At 50.2% G+C, this 20,064-nt stretch carries 15 protein-coding genes; 9 read left to right on the top strand and 6 right to left on the bottom strand.

Annotated features, from left to right (window positions below; genetic code table 11):
- Window positions 1-107: 107 nt before the first annotated feature.
- Window positions 108-617 carry a hypothetical protein gene (locus tag VNQ80_RS09030; protein WP_325637658.1) on the bottom strand — a complete coding sequence of 170 codons (510 nt, stop codon included), beginning with the start codon at window positions 615-617 and terminating at the stop codon, window positions 108-110.
- Window positions 618-774: 157 nt separating this feature from the next.
- Between VNQ80_RS09030 and VNQ80_RS09025 the strand changes: the two genes are divergently transcribed.
- The 3 genes from VNQ80_RS09025 to glmS all read left to right on the top strand — a co-directional run bounded on the left by VNQ80_RS09025 (window position 775) and on the right by glmS (window position 6,153).
- Window positions 775-1,485, top strand: coding sequence for a helix-turn-helix transcriptional regulator (locus VNQ80_RS09025; RefSeq protein WP_325637656.1), 711 nt, complete (start codon window positions 775-777; stop codon window positions 1,483-1,485).
- Between the two features lie 67 nt (window positions 1,486-1,552).
- Window positions 1,553-4,162: a DUF5916 domain-containing protein gene (locus VNQ80_RS09020; RefSeq protein ID WP_325637654.1), complete on the top strand. Its 2,610-nt coding sequence runs from the start codon at window positions 1,553-1,555 to the stop codon at window positions 4,160-4,162.
- A gap of 149 nt (window positions 4,163-4,311) precedes the next feature.
- A complete protein-coding gene (gene glmS / locus VNQ80_RS09015) occupies window positions 4,312-6,153 on the top strand; it encodes a glutamine--fructose-6-phosphate transaminase (isomerizing) (protein ID WP_325637650.1) in 1,842 nt (613 codons plus the stop codon).
- A gap of 90 nt (window positions 6,154-6,243) precedes the next feature.
- Here the strand turns inward: glmS and VNQ80_RS20955 are convergent, their stop codons facing one another.
- Entirely contained in the window at window positions 6,244-6,489 is a 246-nt protein-coding gene (locus VNQ80_RS20955) for a helix-turn-helix domain-containing protein (protein WP_414692990.1), read from the bottom strand.
- Window positions 6,490-6,593: 104 nt separating this feature from the next.
- Between VNQ80_RS20955 and VNQ80_RS09010 the strand changes: the two genes are divergently transcribed.
- From VNQ80_RS09010 to VNQ80_RS09000, 3 genes are all read left to right on the top strand, one after another.
- Window positions 6,594-9,347: a DUF1553 domain-containing protein gene (locus VNQ80_RS09010; protein ID WP_325637648.1), complete on the top strand. Its 2,754-nt coding sequence runs from the start codon at window positions 6,594-6,596 to the stop codon at window positions 9,345-9,347.
- A 5-nt stretch (window positions 9,348-9,352) separates the two neighbouring features.
- On the top strand, window positions 9,353-10,849 hold the full coding sequence (locus tag VNQ80_RS09005; protein ID WP_325637646.1) for a DUF1501 domain-containing protein: 1,497 nt from the start codon (window positions 9,353-9,355) through the stop codon (window positions 10,847-10,849).
- Between the two features lie 130 nt (window positions 10,850-10,979).
- A complete protein-coding gene (locus VNQ80_RS09000; protein WP_325637644.1) occupies window positions 10,980-12,377 on the top strand; it encodes a c-type cytochrome domain-containing protein in 1,398 nt (465 codons plus the stop codon).
- Window positions 12,378-12,386: 9 nt separating this feature from the next.
- On the opposite strand, the gene VNQ80_RS08995 is transcribed toward VNQ80_RS09000, so the two are convergent.
- Genes VNQ80_RS08995 through VNQ80_RS08980 form a run of 4 tightly spaced genes read right to left on the bottom strand, consistent with a single transcriptional unit; the run spans window position 12,387 to window position 15,364 of the window.
- Complete coding sequence (locus VNQ80_RS08995) at window positions 12,387-13,085, bottom strand: hypothetical protein (protein ID WP_325637642.1); 699 nt, start codon at window positions 13,083-13,085, stop codon at window positions 12,387-12,389.
- Between the two features lie 40 nt (window positions 13,086-13,125).
- Complete coding sequence (locus tag VNQ80_RS08990; RefSeq protein ID WP_325637640.1) at window positions 13,126-14,127, bottom strand: hypothetical protein; 1,002 nt, start codon at window positions 14,125-14,127, stop codon at window positions 13,126-13,128.
- A 9-nt stretch (window positions 14,128-14,136) separates the two neighbouring features.
- A complete protein-coding gene (locus VNQ80_RS08985) occupies window positions 14,137-14,763 on the bottom strand; it encodes a hypothetical protein (protein ID WP_325637638.1) in 627 nt (208 codons plus the stop codon).
- Window positions 14,764-14,818: 55 nt separating this feature from the next.
- Window positions 14,819-15,364 (bottom strand): hypothetical protein, encoded by a 546-nt coding sequence (locus VNQ80_RS08980; RefSeq protein ID WP_325637636.1) that lies wholly within the window; start codon window positions 15,362-15,364, stop codon window positions 14,819-14,821.
- A 301-nt stretch (window positions 15,365-15,665) separates the two neighbouring features.
- Here VNQ80_RS08980 and VNQ80_RS08975 point away from each other — a divergent pair, with 301 nt between their 5' ends.
- The 3 genes from VNQ80_RS08975 to VNQ80_RS08965 are packed head-to-tail and all read left to right on the top strand — an operon-like array spanning window position 15,666 to window position 20,045.
- Window positions 15,666-17,189: a sensor histidine kinase gene (locus VNQ80_RS08975; protein ID WP_325637634.1), complete on the top strand. Its 1,524-nt coding sequence runs from the start codon at window positions 15,666-15,668 to the stop codon at window positions 17,187-17,189.
- Window positions 17,190-17,212: 23 nt separating this feature from the next.
- Window positions 17,213-19,258 (top strand): tetratricopeptide repeat-containing sensor histidine kinase, encoded by a 2,046-nt coding sequence (locus VNQ80_RS08970; protein ID WP_325637632.1) that lies wholly within the window; start codon window positions 17,213-17,215, stop codon window positions 19,256-19,258.
- Between the two features lie 31 nt (window positions 19,259-19,289).
- Entirely contained in the window at window positions 19,290-20,045 is a 756-nt protein-coding gene (locus VNQ80_RS08965) for a LytTR family DNA-binding domain-containing protein (protein WP_325637630.1), read from the top strand.
- Window positions 20,046-20,064 lie beyond the last annotated feature (19 nt).

Genomic DNA, 20,064 nt, shown 5'->3' with positions numbered 1-20,064 from the left:
CCGTCCTGACTGCCGGGATGACGATGGTGAAATGTCGGCCGCTTTTTTAATAAAAAGGTTGACCAACCATCAGCGGGATTTTAAAAAACGAAATGAAAGGAAACTGTTTACTGATTGTTGTACATTGATCGAAATCGCTGGATTAATTTCAACAACAGCTCCTGGTGATTGGTGTCCTTAGCCCATTGCGGCAAGCGATTGGCCAGGCTATGGTTTTTAAGTGGTAAGCCATTCTGCTCGCGTTTGCAGTCGGCGATATATTGTTCAATCACGGTAAGGTGCGCGAGATTATAAGCCCATAAGGTGCCGTGGGGCGTCTCGATAACGTACCATAAACGGAAGCCGAAAAAGGGATCACAGGTGGTATTCAACAACAGCATGCGTCCGCGTACTGCCCGGCCTTTGCTGTTCACAAACGCCGTAAGTTTCGGTGTGTTGCCGTACTTCACAGCGTAACCACACGTTGCGCATGAAAAATGTACATGTTCTTCATATTGTGCAACCGAAGCGTCCATACGTGCGCCGACAACCGTGGCTTGGTGCCCGCATTTGGGACAAACTACATCTATTTTCTCTGTGAAGTCGCTGTTGCGAACTGTGTAAGCATTTACGTTCATACAAGGGATACCGATTGTGCCGCATGGTCGAAAAGTTGCCAACTGCACGCGAGCAAAGATATTGCTAACCTGTATGCTTGTAAATACTTAGTGCAGGGTATTTTGATGTTTCAGATTTAACATTATCTTCGCACGGTGAGTTAACATTGCGCAACCTATGAGCGACCAATTAGATTTACAGCTTCACGGACTTTCCAAGAGCCTAAAACGGGGCGAGATGCACGTACCAGACTTCGGCGAGATCGCTCCGGCATCGGTGATGCTGCAGGACCTTGATGGTTTCCAGCCCATCGGCTGCTCCTATATGAATAATTGGGGGCTTGAGCGTTTGGGTACTTCCTTAGCCGAAGTCAATGCAATGGGTGAAAGTTATTACGAAAAATTTTTCGACCCGGAAGAATTGATGCCTATATTCCTGGGGATGGGCAACTACTTGGCAAAAGGTGATTTTGACCAACAATACAATTTTTTCCAGCGCGTAAAACTAGATGGCGATAGTGACTATACCTGGTTTTACACCGTTTGTAAACTGATCCAACTCGGCAGGGCCAATAATGGGGAGAATAACAAACTCGTACTATTGTCTTCGCCGGTTGTCGGCATGGGCAATGTGATAGCTCGTGTGACCAAGACGCTTGACCAGGATTCTTATATCCGTAAGCATTATCGGAAATTTTCCGAACTGACATCGCGCGAAAAGCAGATTATCGCCCTTCTCGCAAATGGACATTCGTCTGCAGAGATTGCCGATATGCTATTCATCGCGCTGCATACCGTATCGACGCACCGCAGGAACATCATCCGCAAAATCGAATGCCGGACGTTTGCCGAACTACTCCGGTTTGCAATGGCCTTTGATTTGGTTTGAGATACCCACAATTGTCGGGTTTCTTTATACTTTTGGCCCAGCATAAATTCTGGTAATTAAAAAACACATGATGAGATTCCTTGCTGTGGTACTCCTTCTTTTCGTTGGTGTATTATGCCGGGCGCAAGAAGAAAGAACCGCTGTTGTTACTTTTGAAGACGCATATAAACGGATATATCCTATCACCAAGCTCGATACAGCGCGCTTAGAAATCGATGGGAAACTCGACGAAGGGGTCTGGCAGCACACCGGAGTATGGTCGGAGAAATTTTCACAGGTTATCCCGTTCGAACGAGTACACACGGATTCATGGACCCGCATGAAGATTTTCTACGACGACCGGTATATTTACGTTGGCGTATACTGTAAGGATGTACATCCTGAAACGATGAACGCATTTATAGGCAATCGGGACGACAACAGCAACGGCGACCTAATTAGTATCGCTTTCGATACCTACCACGATTACCGAGTGGCACCGGAATTTAACATCAACCTTGGCGGAAATAAAACAGACCTGACGGTAACCGACAAACTTTCCGTAAACCTTAGCTGGAATGCGGTGTGGGAAGGGCGCACACACATCAACCTACCGGATTCGAGTTGGACAGCTGAATTACGCATCCCGTTCAGCCAGTTGAGGTATAACCAAAAAGATATGGATGGCATTTGGGGATTACACGTAAGGCGGATTATACGGCGGAACAATGAAGTTCAGAATTGGAGTCTGATTCCCATCAAAAACAACGGTCACGTCTTTTCTTTTGGCGAAATGCATGGCATGACCGATTTACCCAAGCCTAGGGGAGTGGAGTTCGCGCCTTATGCGATGGGTAAGCTTAGCGTTGAGCCCCGCATACCCCATAGCCCATTCCAGCAAGGGAGCCAGTGGCGGGCCAGTGCCGGGCTTGACGCAAAAGTTGCGCTTCAGGACTTTACGTTGGACCTAACTTTCAACCCCGACTATGGTCAAGTGGAGGTCGATCCTTCGGTAATGAACCTGTCTGCCTATGAAGTGTTTTACGATGAAAAACGACCGTTCTTTTTGGAGGGCAAGCATATTTTGGAGTTCGGAAACAACAACGACGGGATGATGTTCTATTCTCGCCGAATTGGCGCGATGCCATCGTATCAGCCCCGCAACATAGACCAAATGGAGCACTTTGCCAGTACCCCTACGTTTATTCCGATTATCGGCGCATTGAAATTGACGGGAACAAACCGAAAAGGACTCACGGTAGGGCTGTTGGAGAGTGTTACTGCCCAAACCTCATCTAAAGTATCTCGCAATGGCGTGTACGACAGGGAAGTAACCGAACCGCTGACCAATTATACCGTTGCACGAATACAGAAAAACTGGGATGGCAATACGCTATTGGGTGGTATGATTACCGCCGTAAACAGGCATCTCACCAAAGAACACCTGCATGAAGAGTTGGTAGGAAACGCATTCACCGCAGGAGTGGATATCACTCACTACTTCGTAAACCGTCTTTACTATATCGATGCAAAGGGCATGGTCAGCACCTTGCATGGTTCTCCGGCGGCCCTATTTAAAACAAAAACAAATGCCGTTCATTATTTTCATAGAGAATCCGGGGCCGGCTACCTGGACCTCAACTCCGGCAGCCGCTCGATGCAAGGAACGGGCGGTTATGTAAAGGTTGGGAAAAAAGGAAATGCACAATGGAATTTCTCCCAGCTATTCAGCTGGTCGTCGCCGGGGTTTGACCTCAACGATGTCGGGTACATGAAGCAATCGGACTATAAGCTGAACGAAACGGAAATTGCCTTCCGGAAAACGGATCCTTGGGGACCGTTCCGGTTTGCAGGGATCAACCTGACACAGAAGAATATTTGGAATTATGGCGGCGACGCGATCAATAATGACGTGGCGCTGCGTTGGCGGAGCCTGAGCATTGCCCACCGCATCGAAATGGACGTGAAAGAAACCTTTAGTTGGAACACGGTGGATAGCCGCCGACTGCGGGGCGGACCGGATTTGCGGTATAATGCGAACTTCGAAACCAATGTGAGTCTTAGTACAGACCGCGCGAAGCGCGTGGTGTACAAGCTAGTTTATGACGGCAGGCATTACCTTGCCGAAGAGACTGGCTATAATCAGATACATCCGGGGGTCATTTTCCGTATCGGGAATCACATGCGCTTGGCCGGACAATTCGATTATGCTTGGAATAAAGACAACCTGCAGTATGTAAGTAGCATTCCGTCGACGGATTCAGATGGCGAGATAACGTATGTAATGGGCCTGATGAAGCAACAGACCTACGGCCTAACATTAAATATGCAGATCAACGTCACCCCGGATGTTTCCATCCAATATTACGGGTCACCGTTTACCTCCGTAGCGAAATACAATGACTTTAAATTGGCGGCAGATACACGGTCGCCCATATATGCCGAACGGTTTCGACCCCTAGCCGATGGTCAGCTGGCTTTCGATAATCCAGATTTTAGTTTCAACGAACTCCGCTCTAATCTAGTGGCTCGCTGGGAGTACCTTCCGGGTTCAACGCTTTACCTGGTGTGGCAGCACAATCGGTCTAATCAAGATAACATATACCAACCAGGGTGGGAAAGTAACCTCGATCGAATGCTTGGCCTCCCGGCCACCAATGCATTCATGGTGAAAGTAAACTATTGGTTTAGCCGTTGAGCGTTTTAATCCGCTCCTCGCCCCCCATGAAATTCGCTAGCAAGAACCGAAATTGCATCCAAATAATTCAACGCAACCGATTGATTAAAGATAAAAATGCTATTTTTGCTCGCGTTGATTTATTGAAAAACGTTAACTAAATAAGCACTATGTGTGGAATCGTTGGCTATACCGGCCGGAATCAAGCCTATCCCATTCTGATTAACGGATTGAAAAAATTGGAATACCGGGGTTATGACAGCGCAGGCGTGGCGCTGCATACCGGTAACCACCTCGCGATATATAAGAAGCAGGGGATGGTGGCGGCATTGGAAGAATTTGCCGGCACAACACCCGCCCTATCCACCACTGGCATTGGTCACACCCGCTGGGCTACGCACGGCGAGCCGTCGGACCGGAATGCGCACCCACACCTCTCCAAATCGGGTAAAATTGCGATGATCCACAACGGTATCATCGAAAATTATGCACAGCTCAAAGACGAGTTGCTCAAAAAAGGTTATACATTCCATAGTGATACCGACTCGGAAGTGCTGCTCAATTTTATTGAAGACATCAAGCTAAACAACGAATGTTCGCTGGAAGAGGCGGTTCGGATAGCGCTGAAAAGAGTATCGGGTGCTTATGTGATCTTGCTCATCGAAACCGACCACCCCGACACGATTATTGCTGCCCGTAAGGGAAGTCCACTCGTGATTGGTGTGGGTAAAGACGAACATTTTCTGGGCTCGGACGCCTCGCCCATGTTAGCCTATACCAAAGAGGTGGTATATATCAATGATTACGAACTCGCCATTGTTCGGCCCGATGAATTGATTCTGAAAAATTTGGGTAATGAGCGCATCACGCCTTTTGTACAGAAGCTGGATCTCGAACTGGCAGCGATTGAAAAAGGTAACTTCGAGCATTTTATGCTGAAGGAAATTCATGAACAGCCAAAGACAATACGAGATTCGCTGCGCGGCAGGCTTAATGCTGAAGACGGGAAAATCACGCTGAGTGGGTTGGACAAGATTGCGGATAAGCTGCGTGCTGCCAACCGCATTGTCATCGTGTCTTGCGGTACCAGCTGGCATGCGGGCTTAGTGGGTGAATATCTCATCGAAGAGCTCTGTCGACTGAACGTGGAAGTGGAGTATGCCTCGGAGTTCCGCTACCGCAACCCGGTGGTATCGGCTAACGATGTAATCTTCGCGATATCGCAAAGCGGCGAAACGGCCGATACCCTTGTGGCGCTCGAAAATGCCAAACAACAGGGGGCCACCATCTTTGGCATCGTCAACGTGGTGGGCTCATCTATCGCCCGGATCACCGATGCGGGTGCATATACTCACGCCGGGCCTGAAATTGGTGTAGCCAGCACCAAAGCCTTCACTGCGCAGCTTGCCGTATTGCAGTTGATTGCACTTAAGTTGGCTGAAATTCGCGGTACCATTTCAAGCGAGTTATTTCATACGCTGCTGAAAGAACTGGATGCAGTGCCTGCCAAGGTGGAGTGGATCATCGAGCATCAGTTGGAAAACATCAAAGAGATCGCTGAACGGTACCAATACGCACAAAGCTTCCTGTTTTTGGGTCGGGGTTATAACTTCCCCATCGCGCTGGAAGGGGCGTTGAAGCTGAAAGAAATTTCGTATATCCATGCAGAGGGATATCCGGCGGCTGAGATGAAACATGGTCCCATTGCCCTGGTAGATGACCAATTGCCGGTGGTCTTTGTGGCTACGCGGGATGCCTACCACGAGAAAATTGTAAGCAACATTCAGGAAATCCACGCGCGAAAAGGCAATGTGCTGGCGGTGGTATCCGAAGGTGATAATTCGGTGGCCGGCCTTGCCCAGGCGGTGATGGTGGTGCCCCAAGCACACGAAGTGATTGCACCGCTCCTTTCGGTTATTCCCTTGCAACTGTTGTCGTATTATATCGGCGTGGCGCGTGGCCTAGACGTGGATAAGCCACGGAACCTCGCGAAATCGGTTACGGTGGAGTAGGGGATATTGGCGGCCTTACGTTTTTTCTCGATGTAGCCTTGCTATAACCAGAGCCGGCGGTGCCGGCTTTGATGATGAGGGCCGTTTCCACTACTTGTAACGCGTCCGATATTCCCGCGGACTAATCCCCATTTCATGCACAAACGACTTCGAAAAGTGGAACGCATCATAATAACCCAGTTTGAACGCAATCTCCTTAATTTTTAAATCGGAGAATTGTAGGAGCGAACATGATGCGAGTGATTGGTGTCGGCTTAATCGCAGCTGCCTATGCGGGCAGTTGGTGGTGTTGAGGAAAAATTCCAACCAAAAATATGGGCAAAAGGCTCGTAGCATGCCGATTATTGTGTAGCTTTGGGTTTGCCCTGTCGTTGAAAGAAAATACGATCAGTTCATCAACGGACTAACGGTGCTAACCAGTAAACGGAAAGAATCGCGAGATGTTGAAAAAAATAGGTGTATATAGCGTAATCGGCACAGCCATACTGCTTATCGGGTTCTTTAGCTTGCGGCGCGAAAAGCGGGTTGATTTCAGTGCAGACGTGAAACCTATCCTCAACAAGCATTGTATCAGTTGCCACGGCGGTGTAAAGAAAAATAGCGGCTTCAGTCTGCTATTCGAGGAGGAGGCTTTCGCCTCAACGGAATCCGGAGAACCGGCCATCAAGCGGGGCGATGCGGCCCATAGCAATTTTATTAAGCGGCTTAATGAAGATGATCCGGAACTTCGGATGCCTTACAATGCGCCGCCACTTAGTGAAGAGGAAATCGATGTGTTGACACGGTGGGTGAACGAAGGGGCGGAATGGGGGGCGCATTGGGCGTATGACCTGCCCGAATCGGTACCCGTACCCAAGCCCCGTTTTTCATTCGGGGGTCTATTGGGCGGTGGTGGAAGCCGATTCCCTAGCAACATTGATTACTTTATCAAGGAGAAACACAACGAAAGAGGTATCGGCTTTTCGCCTGAAGCAGAAAGGGAAACGTTGTTGCGGCGCTTGCACCTCGACATCACAGGCCTGCCGCCTACACCGGAACAGGTGGAAGCTTTCGTCGGCGATGCTCGCAAAAATGCATACGAACTCCGCGTGGATAGCCTGCTCGCATCCCCGCATTTTGGTGAGCGGTGGGCGGCATGGTGGTTGGACTTGGCAAGGTACGCCGATACCAAGGGCTATGAGAAAGACAATGGGCGTGAGATGTGGGCCTATCGCGATTGGGTGATCAAGGCCTTCAATACTAATATGCCGTTTGACCAATTCACCATTGAACAACTTGCTGGCGATTTATTGCCGGAACCGACCAAAGATCAGCTGATTGCAACCGCTTTCCATCGCAATACGATGAATAACGATGAGGGGGGCACGGACGACGAGGAATTTCGCGTGGCGGCCGTAGTAGACCGGGTTAACACCACCTACCAGGTGTGGATGAGTACCACGTTTGAGTGTGTGCAGTGCCATAGCCACACCTACGACCCCATCAAATTTGAAGAATACTATAAGTCGTATGCTTTTTTTAATAACACGCGCGACGAAGACACCTTCGGCGAGCACCCGAAGCTACGGCTATACGGTGCCGCAGAGCAACGACGGATAGACAGTATCGAAACGTGGTTGGCACAATATGCCACGCCCGAACAGTTGGCATCGGCCGACCTGTTTCTTACTACGCTGGAACCGAAATACCATGCGCATTATTGCGACTCGTTGGAGAATGGTGCGTTGGCGGACACCAAATGGCTGGCTATGCGTAGTGGCGGCACAGCCCGGATGAAAGCGATTACGCTGGATGGGAAGGACGCGTTTTACCTGAGTTATTTTGGGGCGGCCCCAAACGCGCGAATGGAGATACGTGTAGATCATCCTACCGGACAGGTGCTGGTTGATTTTACCATACCGCCCACACAGGGTAGTCAAGTCGTTATGGTTCCCATGCAGCCCATCACAGGAATCCACGATCTGTATCTGACGTTCCGGAACCCGTCGATTTCGGGTGAACAGGCCGTAGCGATGGTCGAATGGATGGCCTTCCGACCCCGGTTGGCGGGGGCCGAAGATCCGGCTTATGAAGAAAAAGTGGCCGATTTCATACAGTTGCTGAATCACCAACCACCTGCAATACCGATTATGGTTGAGAACCCCCCGGATATGATGCGTAAAACCCATGTCTTCGAGCGAGGCAACTGGATGGTGCACGGAGACGTAGTGGAGCCGGCCGTGCCCGAGGCGCTGAACGATTTCCCCGAGGGTGCCCCCAACAACCGGCTTGGGTTTGCCCAATGGGTAGTGAGCAAGGACAACCCGCTCACTGCCCGTACGGTGGTGAACCGCCTCTGGGCACAGCTGTTCGGCCGCGGGCTCGTGGAGCCGTTGGGTGATATGGGGACCCAAAGTACACCGCCCATACACCGCGAACTGCTCGATTGGTTGGCACTGGAGTTTATGCACGGCATGGATTGGCACATAAAGGACCTTCTGAAGGAGATGGTGATGGCGAAGACCTACCGGCAGTCGTCTACGATTGCCGATGGGGCTATGGAAGCCGACCCGGCGAATGAATATTATGCCCGGGGGCCGCGGTTTCGCCTCGGAGCAGAGCAAATCCGCGATCAGTCGCTGGCCGTTAGTGGGCTATTGAGCGACAAGATGTACGGTCCCAGCGTCATGCCTCATCAACCCGAAGGGGTATGGATGACCGTGTACAGTGGGGCAACCTGGCGGAAAAGCGAGGGGGAAGATCAATATCGTCGGGGGGTATACACATTTATCAAGCGTACAAGTCCCTACCCGTCGTTCGTTACGTTTGATGGGTCTAGCCGCGAGGTGTGCGTGGTAGATCGGATACGGACCAATACGCCGTTACAGGCATTGACCACACTCAACGACCCCGTATACCTCGAAGCGGCGTACCACCTAGGAAAGCGGATGGCTGCCGTCGCTGACGATGGAATCGACAACGGGATCACGCTAGGCTACCGGCTGGCTATGCAGCGGGATCTGGCCGAGGAGAAAAAGGAAGCTTTGCGCAAGCTTTACGACGAGGCATACACCTACTACTCGACTCATGCCGAGGCATTGGTACAGTTTAACAGTGATTTCCGTGCGACCGAGCAGGGCGACGTCCGCGTGGCTGCTTTTTCAGTAGTGGCAAATGCCCTAATCAATTTGGATGAATTCTTAACGAAATCATAATAGCTATGGATATCGATAAGTTGGCGAAAGAAGCACAGCAATATCAATTACAGTCGGTAACCCGGCGGCATTTCCTACGGGAATGCGTGGCCGGCATCGGCGGTATGGCGCTGGGATATATGTTGGGTGGATGTGCATCGCGACCCGATGGCCAACGGGCCGTGGGTATGGCGCTTGATTCGATGAACCCGATGGCGCCGCGGGCGCCTCATTTCGCTGCCAAGGCAAAGCGCGTCATCTATTTGCACATGGCGGGTGCGCCGTCGCAGCTGGAACTGTTTGATTACAAGCCGGAACTCCAAAAACTACATAACCAACTGTGCCCCGAATCCCTGCTGGCAGGCAAGAAATTCGCCTTCATACGGGGAGTACCCAAGATGCTAGGTCCGCAAGCGCTATTTAAACAGCATGGTCAGAGCGGCGCATGGATTTCTGATTACCTGCCCCATTTCAGTAAAGTAGCAGATGAGGTGAGTTTCCTGAAAGCGATGCATACCGAGCAGTTCAACCATGGACCGGCCCAGCTTTTTATGCATACCGGCCACGCACGTTTGGGCCGGCCCAGTATGGGGTCGTGGGTAACCTACGGTCTCGGTACGGAAAACAGCAACCTGCCGGGGTTCGTGGTACTGACGTCGGGCGGGAAAACGCCCGATGCAGGGAAAAGCGTGTGGGGCAGCGGTTTTTTGCCGTCGGTATATCAAGGGGTACAATGCCGATCGAAAGGCGACCCCGTTTTGTATATCAGCGATCCGGATGGAATGGGCAGGGATTTGAAGAGACAAACTATTGATGCTATCAATGCCGTGAACCAGGAAGAATACAACAGCTATGGCGACCCGGAAACGTTGGCACGCATTGAACAGTACGAAATGGCTTTTAACATGCAGGTGGCCGTACCCGAAGTGATGGACATCGAAAGCGAGCCCGAATACATTCACGAACTCTACGGCACACAGCCCGGAAAGGAGTCGTTTGCCAACAACTGCTTGCTGGCCCGGAAGCTGGTGGAACAAGGGGTACGCTTCGTGCAGTTGTTCGACTGGGGCTGGGATAGCCACGGGACCAACGCCAGAGACTCCATCGATATCGGTTTTAGGGATAAATGCAAGGAAATAGACCGGCCCATGACGGCGCTGCTGCTTGACCTGAAGCAGCGCGGCTTATTGGACGAAACGCTTGTGGTGTGGGGAGGCGAGTTTGGGCGCACGCCTATGCAGGAAAACCGCGACGATAAAGATATGCCATTCCTCGGGCGTGATCATCACACTGACGCGTATACCGTTTGGCTGGCGGGCGGTGGAATAAAACCCGGCGTGAGCTATGGTGAAACGGATGAAATCGGTTTTGCAGGCATCGGTGGACGTACGTCGGTACACGATCTCCATGCCACCATGCTGTATCTGATGGGCTTTGACCACGAGCGCATGACTTACGAGTTTCAGGGACGGCCCTTCCGGCTTACCGATGTGGAGGGAGAATTAATCAGCGCCATTGTTTAATTGAGACCTACTGAACGATGAAGAAAAAACAGCAAAGCGGGGATAGGCGCTGTACAGAGCACCCCGTGGCCAATCGGTGGCCGATAAACAAGTACATGTTTAAACGGCTTAAAGCGAGGCATAACCAATAATGGAAAACGGAGGGGATCTGATCTTGTTCTTTGGTCGGTGGCATCCGTTACTGGTACACTTGCCCATAGGCATACTGTTGGTGTCGTTTATTATCGCTTGGGTTTCCAAGCGCGAGGTGTACGCCGGACTTCGCCCGGCCGTACCCTTTACCCTGCTCGTGGGGGCGATATCTGCCGTGTTGGCCAGTGTATTGGGGCTGTTGCTTGCCAGCTATGGCGGCTATGACACCCGCACATTGGATTTCCATCAATGGTTCGGTATTGCGGTGGCTTTGCTGAGCGTACTTGTGTGGTGGCTTTACAGCAAGGGTACCGAACTGCGTGCTGGCGTACGGTTGTTGGTAAAGGGGAGACTTTTGATTTTCAGCATATTGATGGTGTTGCTGTGTGTAACCGGCCATTACGGGGGAACACTGACCCACGGAAAGGGGTATTTGACCGAGGCGATGCCGCCCGCGCTCGGCAAACTACTCGGTGTGGAGCAAGAAGAGGAGCCATTTGTGATTAAAAATGTACAGGCTGCGGCGGTGTATGACGGATTAATCCAGTCCATTTTGGCCCGGCGTTGCCAAACTTGTCATGGAGCAACCAAGCAAGAAGGTGGGCTGGCATTGCATCAACAGGCGAGCCTATTGACCGGAGGTGACGGCGGCACCGTAGTGGTGCCCGGCGAGCTTGATGAAAGTGAGCTCTATCGCCGGCTGACGCTCCCCACGGGTGATGAGGAACGCATGCCGCCGAAAGGCCGCACGCCGATAACACCCAATGAAATTGCCTTAATTGGTTGGTGGATTGAAAATGGGGCACCATTTGATGGCCATGTTGCCGATGTAGAGCAGTCGGTTGAAATTGCCGCCATATTGGCGGGGTTGGAAGCGGGAAATGCCGAGCAAGCGATGCCTGAAGCGCCGCCGCTCAATCAGGATGCGGTACAACAGCTTGCAGCGCGGGGCATTAAGGTGATGCCGATTGCGCAGGGCAGCAACTATGTGATGGTAAGTGCAATCAACGCACCGGACTTCCATGATGCCGATGCCGCATTATTGGTTGGCCTCAAAGAAAACGTCATACAGCTTCAACTGGGCCGTACAGCGATTACCGATGCGGGCATGATCCATATTGGTGAACTGGCCACGTTGCAGAAACTACACTTGGAGCACACGGCTGTGACTGACGAGGGCCTCAAAGCGTTGGTCGCATGCCAGCAACTGCAATACCTCAACCTGTCATCGACCGCCGTAGGAAACAAGGGGGTCGGCTACCTGAAAGCGTTGCCTGCATTGACGCACGTTTATTTTTTTGGAACCGACGTCACAAATGAAGCGATTACCGATATGCAGCTAGCGAAACCTACACTGGTTATCGATATCGGCGGTTATGTGTTGCCGATATCTTAATCAACGTACCTAATTGCACTTCGTCAGAATCTCTTTCGCAAGAGCAACGGTAATGGGGAGCGTGGTTGCTGCTTCGGCACTGAGCTTGGTTCGGAGCGAAAAAGAAGCCGTACCCGCTAGTACGTTCAACTCAAGACCATATTGCCCCCAGCTCCAGTAGGCCCGGTCGCCCAGTTGATCTAGCCGTTTGTAATTGAAGTTCAGTCTGGCATCCAAGAGCTTATTGGCTTGCTCCAGCCCTGCCGGATCACCGGCATATTGGCGCTCCAGATTTTCGCGCATTTCCTTTACCTCGGCATCGGACAGCTCTCGGTATTCGATGTCGAATAGGTCGATGACAGACTGCTGGCTATACAGTTCGAGTTCCTTTGCGTTATAAAAGTGCAGCTGAGTGAACTCCACCCGGTTTTGGTCGGGCACCATAAACTTCTGGCCCAATAACTCCATTTCCACATCGGGACGGTTGCTGTTCCACGAATAAGTAGCGTTTCCGTACTGGCCCTTTATGCTGCTGACATCGAGTTTGTAGCTTGCTTCGTCGATAGTTATATGTTTGTTCACATCGGCCTTTGTCAACATCTTTTCGTATTGATAATCGAAGTTTTGAAAACACGAGCCGAACTTGTCGTTCCATGTCGGTCCGGAATCGTCTTTTGAGCAGGCGGCCAGCAGGCCGGTAGCAATGAACAAAATGTGTACTTTTTTCATGATCTTGTGAGGTTTTTGTTTAAAAGGAGTGAATAGCTGCTTAGCGCCTGAAGGCACTCAACAGCATACTGCCTTGCAATTTATCTTTATCGTCGTACGTATCTTGCCTGATGACACCAATGCCGGGGGCAAACCAGAGGTATTCCGTGCCACCGTCAAGCACTTTGTCCATTCCCATGACTTTCATGCGGGTATGGCGGCGGCCGCTGATTTTTATGCATTCGAATTGACCCGCGGGGGTCTGAATGGTTTCTTTAGCTTCCACTTTTCTTCCCGAAAGGGTGGAGGTGATTTCCAAGGTCATCTGTGGTGCAGGGCTCGTCTTGATGGTGACTTCCGCATCGGGCAGGTACTGGCCTGCATAAAAGGCGTCCGGAAAGACCAGAAACGCGTCATCGAAACTGATTTCGGTGGTCTTTACGGTGTTTTCAAAGGCCGAAGTGTCGATACCCGCCTGGCCTGACTGCGCTAGGGCCTGCTTCATGAGGGAACCGAAATCCATATAGAGGTTGCCACCGCTACACACCATTTTGAGGTCGAAGCTGTGGCCGCTTTCGCCGGATGAACGGACCAGTGCAATTGTCCCTTCGCCGGTCGTTTGGACCTCGGTGACGGTCATCCGTGTTTGGTTAATGAGCTTAGCATTCGCATCATGATAGGTAAACTCTATCATGGCGTCTTCACGGAACCAGATGAAATCGGCACAGCTGCCCCCGGCCATCAGCATGACCGATCCTTCTCCCGGCGATGCTTCCCGTACCGGCTCGCTTTCCACAGTTGTGTTCCCATCGCGGGTAGCTTCCTTTGCAACCTCCTTATGGGCCTTATTCGTACTTGCTGGCTGGTTCAGTGCATTGTCGAGGGGTTTGTCCGTTTCCTTGTCGGCTTTATCCAGCACTTTGTCGATGCTGCGGTCTACCTTCCGCTCCACCCGTTCGTTCAGCTTCTTTTCAACTTTGTTGCCCAACTTTTTAAGCACCTGAGCTTGGGCGGCGGGGGCCGCAGCCAAGCTCAGGGCAATCAGGGCGATCCATGCTTTCATTGCCTTTCCCTAAAAACCGAACCCGTTCCGTACGGAGAATTTACCATCGGTAATCACGACTTCACCGGCGCCCCCCGAGCCATCGTTTTTCACCCCAGTTAGGGTCATGTTGAAGGTACCCTGTAGTTTCGTAAAACCTTTGCCGGAAATACCTGGAATGCCGTTTTGATTGCCGATGGCATAATCGGTGATGGTGAGTTTGCCAACTGTTTTATCTGCATCGACAATACCGTATGTGTTGCCCGCCTGGGTACCGATACCAACCTGATAAAGGGCATAGACTGTGGGCTGTCCTTCCATATCGCTTTCTTCAGCAACCACATCGTAGGTGCCTTTGGGGCTATTGAATTGGGCGCCTGTCATTCCCATGTAAATGTGGAAGGCGTCGCCGGCCTCTTCGTCATCGGTGAATCCTTCGGCAGTAAAAAAGCCTGTAATTCCAACGAGATAATAGTCGTTCTCGGGCTCGTACGCCGTAAATACAAAGGCCGACCCCGCTTCTTTTCGGTCACCATTAACGTTCATGCTCATTGAGCCGGGTTTAAGCAAGTCGCCGGGACCGCTGTCGTTTTTTTTGCAGGAGGTGGCTGTGATGGCCAGCAACAGTAACGTTGTAATCAGATAGTTGAGTTTCATCAGTAGTTTATGATATGAAAATGTTTAACAATTGGACGCAGGCGATTACAGGCGATTAGTTAAGCTGGAAGTTGTACGCTACTTTGGCTGCAACGAAATCCAGGCTACCACCAGATCCGGATACCCCTTGGAAACGGAGGCCGAGGTCCCAATTGCCCATTAGGTAGCCGCCGCCAATGCCGTAGCCGAGGTGGGTTGCGGATGTGCTTCCTGCGAGATTACCGATACCGAAATCGTCGTCTTTAAATTTGATGGATGTGCGTACGACAGTGAGTCCCAGTTGCCCTTCAGCATAAAGGTTGCCAAACCGATGGCGGTAGCCGGGTAGGAACGGGATAAGTGCCGTAGAGCCAGAGACTAAATCACTGTCGTCTTTCATGCCGAAGCGCAGGAAGCCCAACGTAAGGGTAATTTGGCCAGCGTCGCTGATGCCGTACAAGCCCTTGGCCGATGCTCCGATGCCGATGCCGTAGCCTTCGCCGAAGTTTCCGAGAGGCAGGCCGATATCCACGCCGGCGCCGATGTGGATGCCGCCTTTTTGTGCCGATGCCGTGAAGTACGTGCAGGTGATGAATGTGATAATGAATACGAGTTTTTTCATGGCGTTAATAAAATTTAGTTAATATAATTACGATACAAAAGGACACTAAATAAACCCCTGTGACAATAGTGGGTGAGTATATGCTAGCTATTAGGGAGAAAAGTGTAGGTCCGGGTTAGAATTGGCAAATCTGGGTTATTGCGGAGTGTACAGAAATTAGATACTTGCTGATTAGGGCCGAATGCTCACTGCAATGGGCGATTTGGTAACTGACTCTTCCATAAATATTATTAAAGCCTATATTTATAGATTTTACGGATTAGACGAATACGGATATGGTCAGATGTATACCTAAGATAGCATGCGGGAATTGACCGAATTACCGCATCGCACGGACATCGTACATCAATCGGACGTTGCCGGATTGCTTTTTTGCGGCGCTGTAGCCGTGCTGATATTTTTTGTTTCAATACTGTATTTCAAGAACAGGGAACGGATTTACCTTTTTTATACCTTGTTCCTCCTTTGTTCGTTGGTGTATGGTTTTATCAATATCAAAGCCTCCACCTGGATCGGTGAGCTATTTGGTAATTATTTCTATGCCAACAGGCGCATTATTGAGCCCATCACCTTGCTGGCGTTCAGTGCGTATATTTTCTTTACGGTAGAGCTAATTGACATTGGCAACCAAAGCCGGCGTGTGGCCCAGGCCTTTTATATATGGGCGGTAGCCTGCGTAGTCTATGCGATTGCGTACTATGCGTTATACCCGATAATCATCGCCTATACGTCGTACATCTTTATGACAGTGCGCGTGATTATCTTCTCGTTGAGCACCTATTTTATCATATGGATTATCAGACATATCCAGTCGCCCGTAAAGGGCCCGTTTGTGCTGGGCAGCTTGGCCTATTTTATTGGTTCGATTGTAGCGTCGGTGCGGTTCTCGTTTAGTGATTTGCCCCTGCCGGGACTCTATGCCGCCACGGCGCCTACATATTTTGAAGCGGGTATTCTTGTGGAAACGCTTTTCTTCGCGCTTGCACTGGGACAGCGGTTCGTCCACTTGGTCGAGGAAAAACAGGTGGCTCAAGCAAAGCACATTGAGCAGCTCAATGAGAACCGCTTGTTGGTAAGCGAGATGAATAAGCGGCTTGAAAAGAAAGTGAAATCACGAGAGGAGGAAATCATCCGGACACAAGAAAACTTGAATAAAGAGGAGAAGAAGCGGCTGAAAGCAGAGTTTGATATTGAAATGGCAAAATCGGAAATGCTGACCCGTACGCTGCAGATCAATCCGCACTTCCTGTTTAACTGCCTTAACTCCATAACTTATCTGATCCAAAGCGACCAAAACAAAATTGCGATCGAGTATCTTGTCGTGTTCAGCCGGTTTATCCGCATGGTGCTGGAAAACTCCCGGAAACAGGTGATTCCCATCCAAGAGGAACTGAGCCTTATCGAAAAGTACCTGAAGCTCGAAAAGAATAGGTTCGACAATGATTTTTCATATTCAATTAGCGGCGCAAACAACCCGCTGCTGCAGGGGGTGATGGTACCGCCCATGCTCTTCCATCCTGCGGTGGAAAATGCCGTGTGGCACGGATTGATGAATAGCCCAAAGAAGAACAAGGAAATTACGGTAGTCGTAACAGCAGGTGACAACCAGCTTGCCATCACAATTACCGATAACGGGGCGGGACCTGGAAATAGCGACCAAAAGAAGACAACCGACAAGCAGTTGGGCATTTCTTTGACCAACGAGCGGATCAAGTTATTCAATTACAGTTTCGACGATAAAATTGATTTCAAATTGATCGAATTCAATGATGGCAGGCGGGCAGGAACAAAAGCGGAATTTATAATCACTTTAGCCCAAAAGTAATCACCTTTTGCCGCGTAACTACTATGGACGTAACGAAATATATAGCCTTGTCCTTTATATTAATAACGAGTGTAACATCCGGAATCGACCGGGGTGCCCTGTCGGATAGCTTGTTGGATAGTCTACAACGGTTGCTGCAGCACGAGCAAAACGACTCGGTGCGTGTAGAACTGCAGATTAAGCTGTCGCGGCAGCGGCACCGAACCAGCCACAATGAAGACGATTGCCTCGGTGTAGCCGCAGCCGCTATGAAAAAGGCGGCAACACTCGATAACATACTCTTGTATGCTAAGAGCATGGACAACCTAGGGCTGCTTTACCGCTATCATCAGCACTATGCGAAAGCCCTGCCGCTGCACATGAAGGCATTTGATTTGATCGAAAATGAAGATACGCCCTCGTTGAGCAAGATGATTTTTGCCAATAATGCGGGGGTGGCAGCACGTCATAATGGCGACAACGATATCGCGGTGAACTATTATCTGAAGTCTTTAGTTATTGCCGAACGCGCTGGAGACAAGAAGAATATGGAAATTGCCTCCAATGGTCTCGGAATAGCATTAATGAGTTTGCCGGGTAAAAGCGAGGAAGCTCTGGCCTATCTGCATCGAGCCCTTCAGATTGCGAAAGACGCAGGCAACACGTTAGGGCAAGCGATGAATTACCTCTCTATCGGCGGATATTACGATGAGATAGGACAGCACGGGAAAGCCCGGAAATATTTTCGTGAGCTGGAGCTCTTGAACGGGGACCTAGGCGATGAAAACGGCATGGGCATTACCTTCCAAGCTATCGGTAACAGTTTCCTGAAGGAGGGCAGTGACCTGACTGCGGCACAGTTCTACCTCCAGCGGGCCCGGCAACGTTTTGAGAAAGTGGGCAATGAAATTGGCGTGGCCCAAGTGCTTTATGGCCTTGGCGATATTCATTTTAGGAGCCAGCGATTGACGCAGGCGCTGGTGTATTTTCGGCAGGCTATGGATGTGGGTGTCCGGTTAAACAACAAGCACTTGATTAAGGAGAGTGCCGAGATCATATCACGTATCTACGAAGACCAGCACAATCCTGTTGACGCGCTGGAGTACTACAAAGTAGCCCAATTGTATAAAGATAGCCTAGCCCTTATTGAACAGGAAACAGCAATCGCAGCCATTAAAACCCGTTATGATTTTGAAAGTAAGGAGACGGAAATCGAGTTGCTCACCAAGGATAAATTGCTTCAAAAAGCGCAGTTGAGAAGCAGTATGCTCATCATTTACCTGATGTCAGGACTACTGATTTTGTTGCTGGGGCTGATTTTCTTTCAGGTGCGGATACGACGGATGCGAAAGAAAGCCACCGCCCTTATTGAAGCACAGAAGCGCGACAAACTGAAAGCGCAGTACGAAAAGAGCGTGATGGAAGCAGAAATGATCGCTACACGCATGCAGGTGAATCCACATTTTATGTTTAACAGCCTCACGGCCATCAAATACATGATTCAAAGTAATGAAAATGCCAAAGCGATGGCGTATTTGGTTACATTCAGTCGGTTTATCCGGAACGTGCTGGAAACCTCCGAAGAGCCGGTACTTACGGTGGCGGCTGAGTTGCAACTGCTGGGGCATTTCCTCAAGCTGGAGGAAAATCGCTTTGACGGTGACTTCAGCTACCGTATCACCGATGAAGTTGAGCATTGGGCTGATAGGAAAGCTATACCTGCACTGCTGTTGCAACCGTTTGTGGAAAATGCCATCTGGCATGGCTTGCTGCCCAGCGAGCGGCGATACAAGCGCATCGCTATTAGCGCCCGATCGGATATCACGGGTATAGTGATAGTCATTGAAGACAATGGGGTGGGATTTGTACCAAAAGCGCCGTCGGTCGATGGCCATACCAGTATGGGGCACAGTATAACAAATAAGCGTATTGAGCTGTATAACAGTAGTTTTTCGGACCACATCAACTGGCGCATCGAGCCGATGACAGATGTGAATGGGAACCTATCCGGTACGCGTGTGGAGCTTATCATACGTATCGATGCCTGCAGCTTCGACCGCCGAGAACCTGCTATACCCCTGATTGTTTAAATGATTACCGACACCACTTGAAATAGAATCTATGTTTAAGATTGCCCTAATAGATGATGAACAGCATTGTGTGAAAAGCCTACTTTTACATATCAATCATCTATTCCCCGATTTTGAGGTGGTATTTCACAGTACCAAACCTCGTGAAGCGATTAAGACCTTGCAGGAAACGGCGGTTGACCTCTTGTTTTTGGATGTAGAGATGCCCGGAATAAGCGGATTTGAATTATTGGATCAATTTGAGCAGCCGCCTTTCGACGTGATTTTTACCACGGCTTACAGTCAATATGCCATCCAGGCGTTTAAAGTACGGGCGGTGGACTACTTGCTAAAGCCCGTAGACGAAAGGGAGCTGATGGATGCGGTGATGGGCTGGCGGGAGCGGCGCGAATTGGAACAGGATAACAATCAAATCAGCGCCTTGCTCGACAGCCTCAAGAAGGATGGTCTGTTGGGCAACAAGGTGGCGGTGCCCATCCTGGATGGTTTTGAGTTTATCGACGTAAAGACCATTTTGTACTGCCAAAGTGAGAACAATTATACCAACATCCATTTCGAATCGGGTAAGACATTGTTGATTAGCAAAACGCTCAAGGAGTTTGAAAAAGTGATGGAAAAGTTTCTCTTCATCCGTACCCATCAATCGTATTTAATCAATCCGCAGTATATGCGGAAATATGTACGCAACGATGGCGGGTACATCGTGCTGGTGAATGGGAAGGAAATTCCAGTAAGTGCCTCGCGCAAGCGGCTGATTGTTGGATTGTTTGAAGCAATAAAAAGATAATAACAAAAAAATAAAACAG

Source organism: Parapedobacter sp., assembly GCF_035556095.1.
Lineage (GTDB): Bacteria > Bacteroidota > Bacteroidia > Sphingobacteriales > Sphingobacteriaceae > Parapedobacter.
The sequence above is the reverse complement of the archived record's forward strand: the minus strand, read 5'-3'. Positions and strand labels throughout refer to the sequence as shown.

What these genes read in the sequence shown, in the direction of transcription:
- VNQ80_RS09030 (WP_325637658.1), bottom strand. Translation starts at nt 617, where the DNA reads ATGAACGTAAATGCTTACACAGTTCGCAACAGCGACTTCACAGAGAAA.
- VNQ80_RS09025 (WP_325637656.1), top strand. Translation starts at nt 775, where the DNA reads ATGAGCGACCAATTAGATTTACAGCTTCACGGACTTTCCAAGAGCCTA.
- VNQ80_RS09020 (WP_325637654.1), top strand. Translation starts at nt 1,553, where the DNA reads ATGATGAGATTCCTTGCTGTGGTACTCCTTCTTTTCGTTGGTGTATTA.
- glmS (WP_325637650.1), top strand. Translation starts at nt 4,312, where the DNA reads ATGTGTGGAATCGTTGGCTATACCGGCCGGAATCAAGCCTATCCCATT.
- VNQ80_RS20955 (WP_414692990.1), bottom strand. Translation starts at nt 6,489, where the DNA reads ATGCTACGAGCCTTTTGCCCATATTTTTGGTTGGAATTTTTCCTCAAC.
- VNQ80_RS09010 (WP_325637648.1), top strand. Translation starts at nt 6,594, where the DNA reads ATGTTGAAAAAAATAGGTGTATATAGCGTAATCGGCACAGCCATACTG.
- VNQ80_RS09005 (WP_325637646.1), top strand. Translation starts at nt 9,353, where the DNA reads ATGGATATCGATAAGTTGGCGAAAGAAGCACAGCAATATCAATTACAG.
- VNQ80_RS09000 (WP_325637644.1), top strand. Translation starts at nt 10,980, where the DNA reads ATGGAAAACGGAGGGGATCTGATCTTGTTCTTTGGTCGGTGGCATCCG.
- VNQ80_RS08995 (WP_325637642.1), bottom strand. Translation starts at nt 13,085, where the DNA reads ATGAAAAAAGTACACATTTTGTTCATTGCTACCGGCCTGCTGGCCGCC.
- VNQ80_RS08990 (WP_325637640.1), bottom strand. Translation starts at nt 14,127, where the DNA reads ATGAAAGCATGGATCGCCCTGATTGCCCTGAGCTTGGCTGCGGCCCCC.
- VNQ80_RS08985 (WP_325637638.1), bottom strand. Translation starts at nt 14,763, where the DNA reads ATGAAACTCAACTATCTGATTACAACGTTACTGTTGCTGGCCATCACA.
- VNQ80_RS08980 (WP_325637636.1), bottom strand. Translation starts at nt 15,364, where the DNA reads ATGAAAAAACTCGTATTCATTATCACATTCATCACCTGCACGTACTTC.
- VNQ80_RS08975 (WP_325637634.1), top strand. Translation starts at nt 15,666, where the DNA reads ATGCGGGAATTGACCGAATTACCGCATCGCACGGACATCGTACATCAA.
- VNQ80_RS08970 (WP_325637632.1), top strand. Translation starts at nt 17,213, where the DNA reads ATGGACGTAACGAAATATATAGCCTTGTCCTTTATATTAATAACGAGT.
- VNQ80_RS08965 (WP_325637630.1), top strand. Translation starts at nt 19,290, where the DNA reads ATGTTTAAGATTGCCCTAATAGATGATGAACAGCATTGTGTGAAAAGC.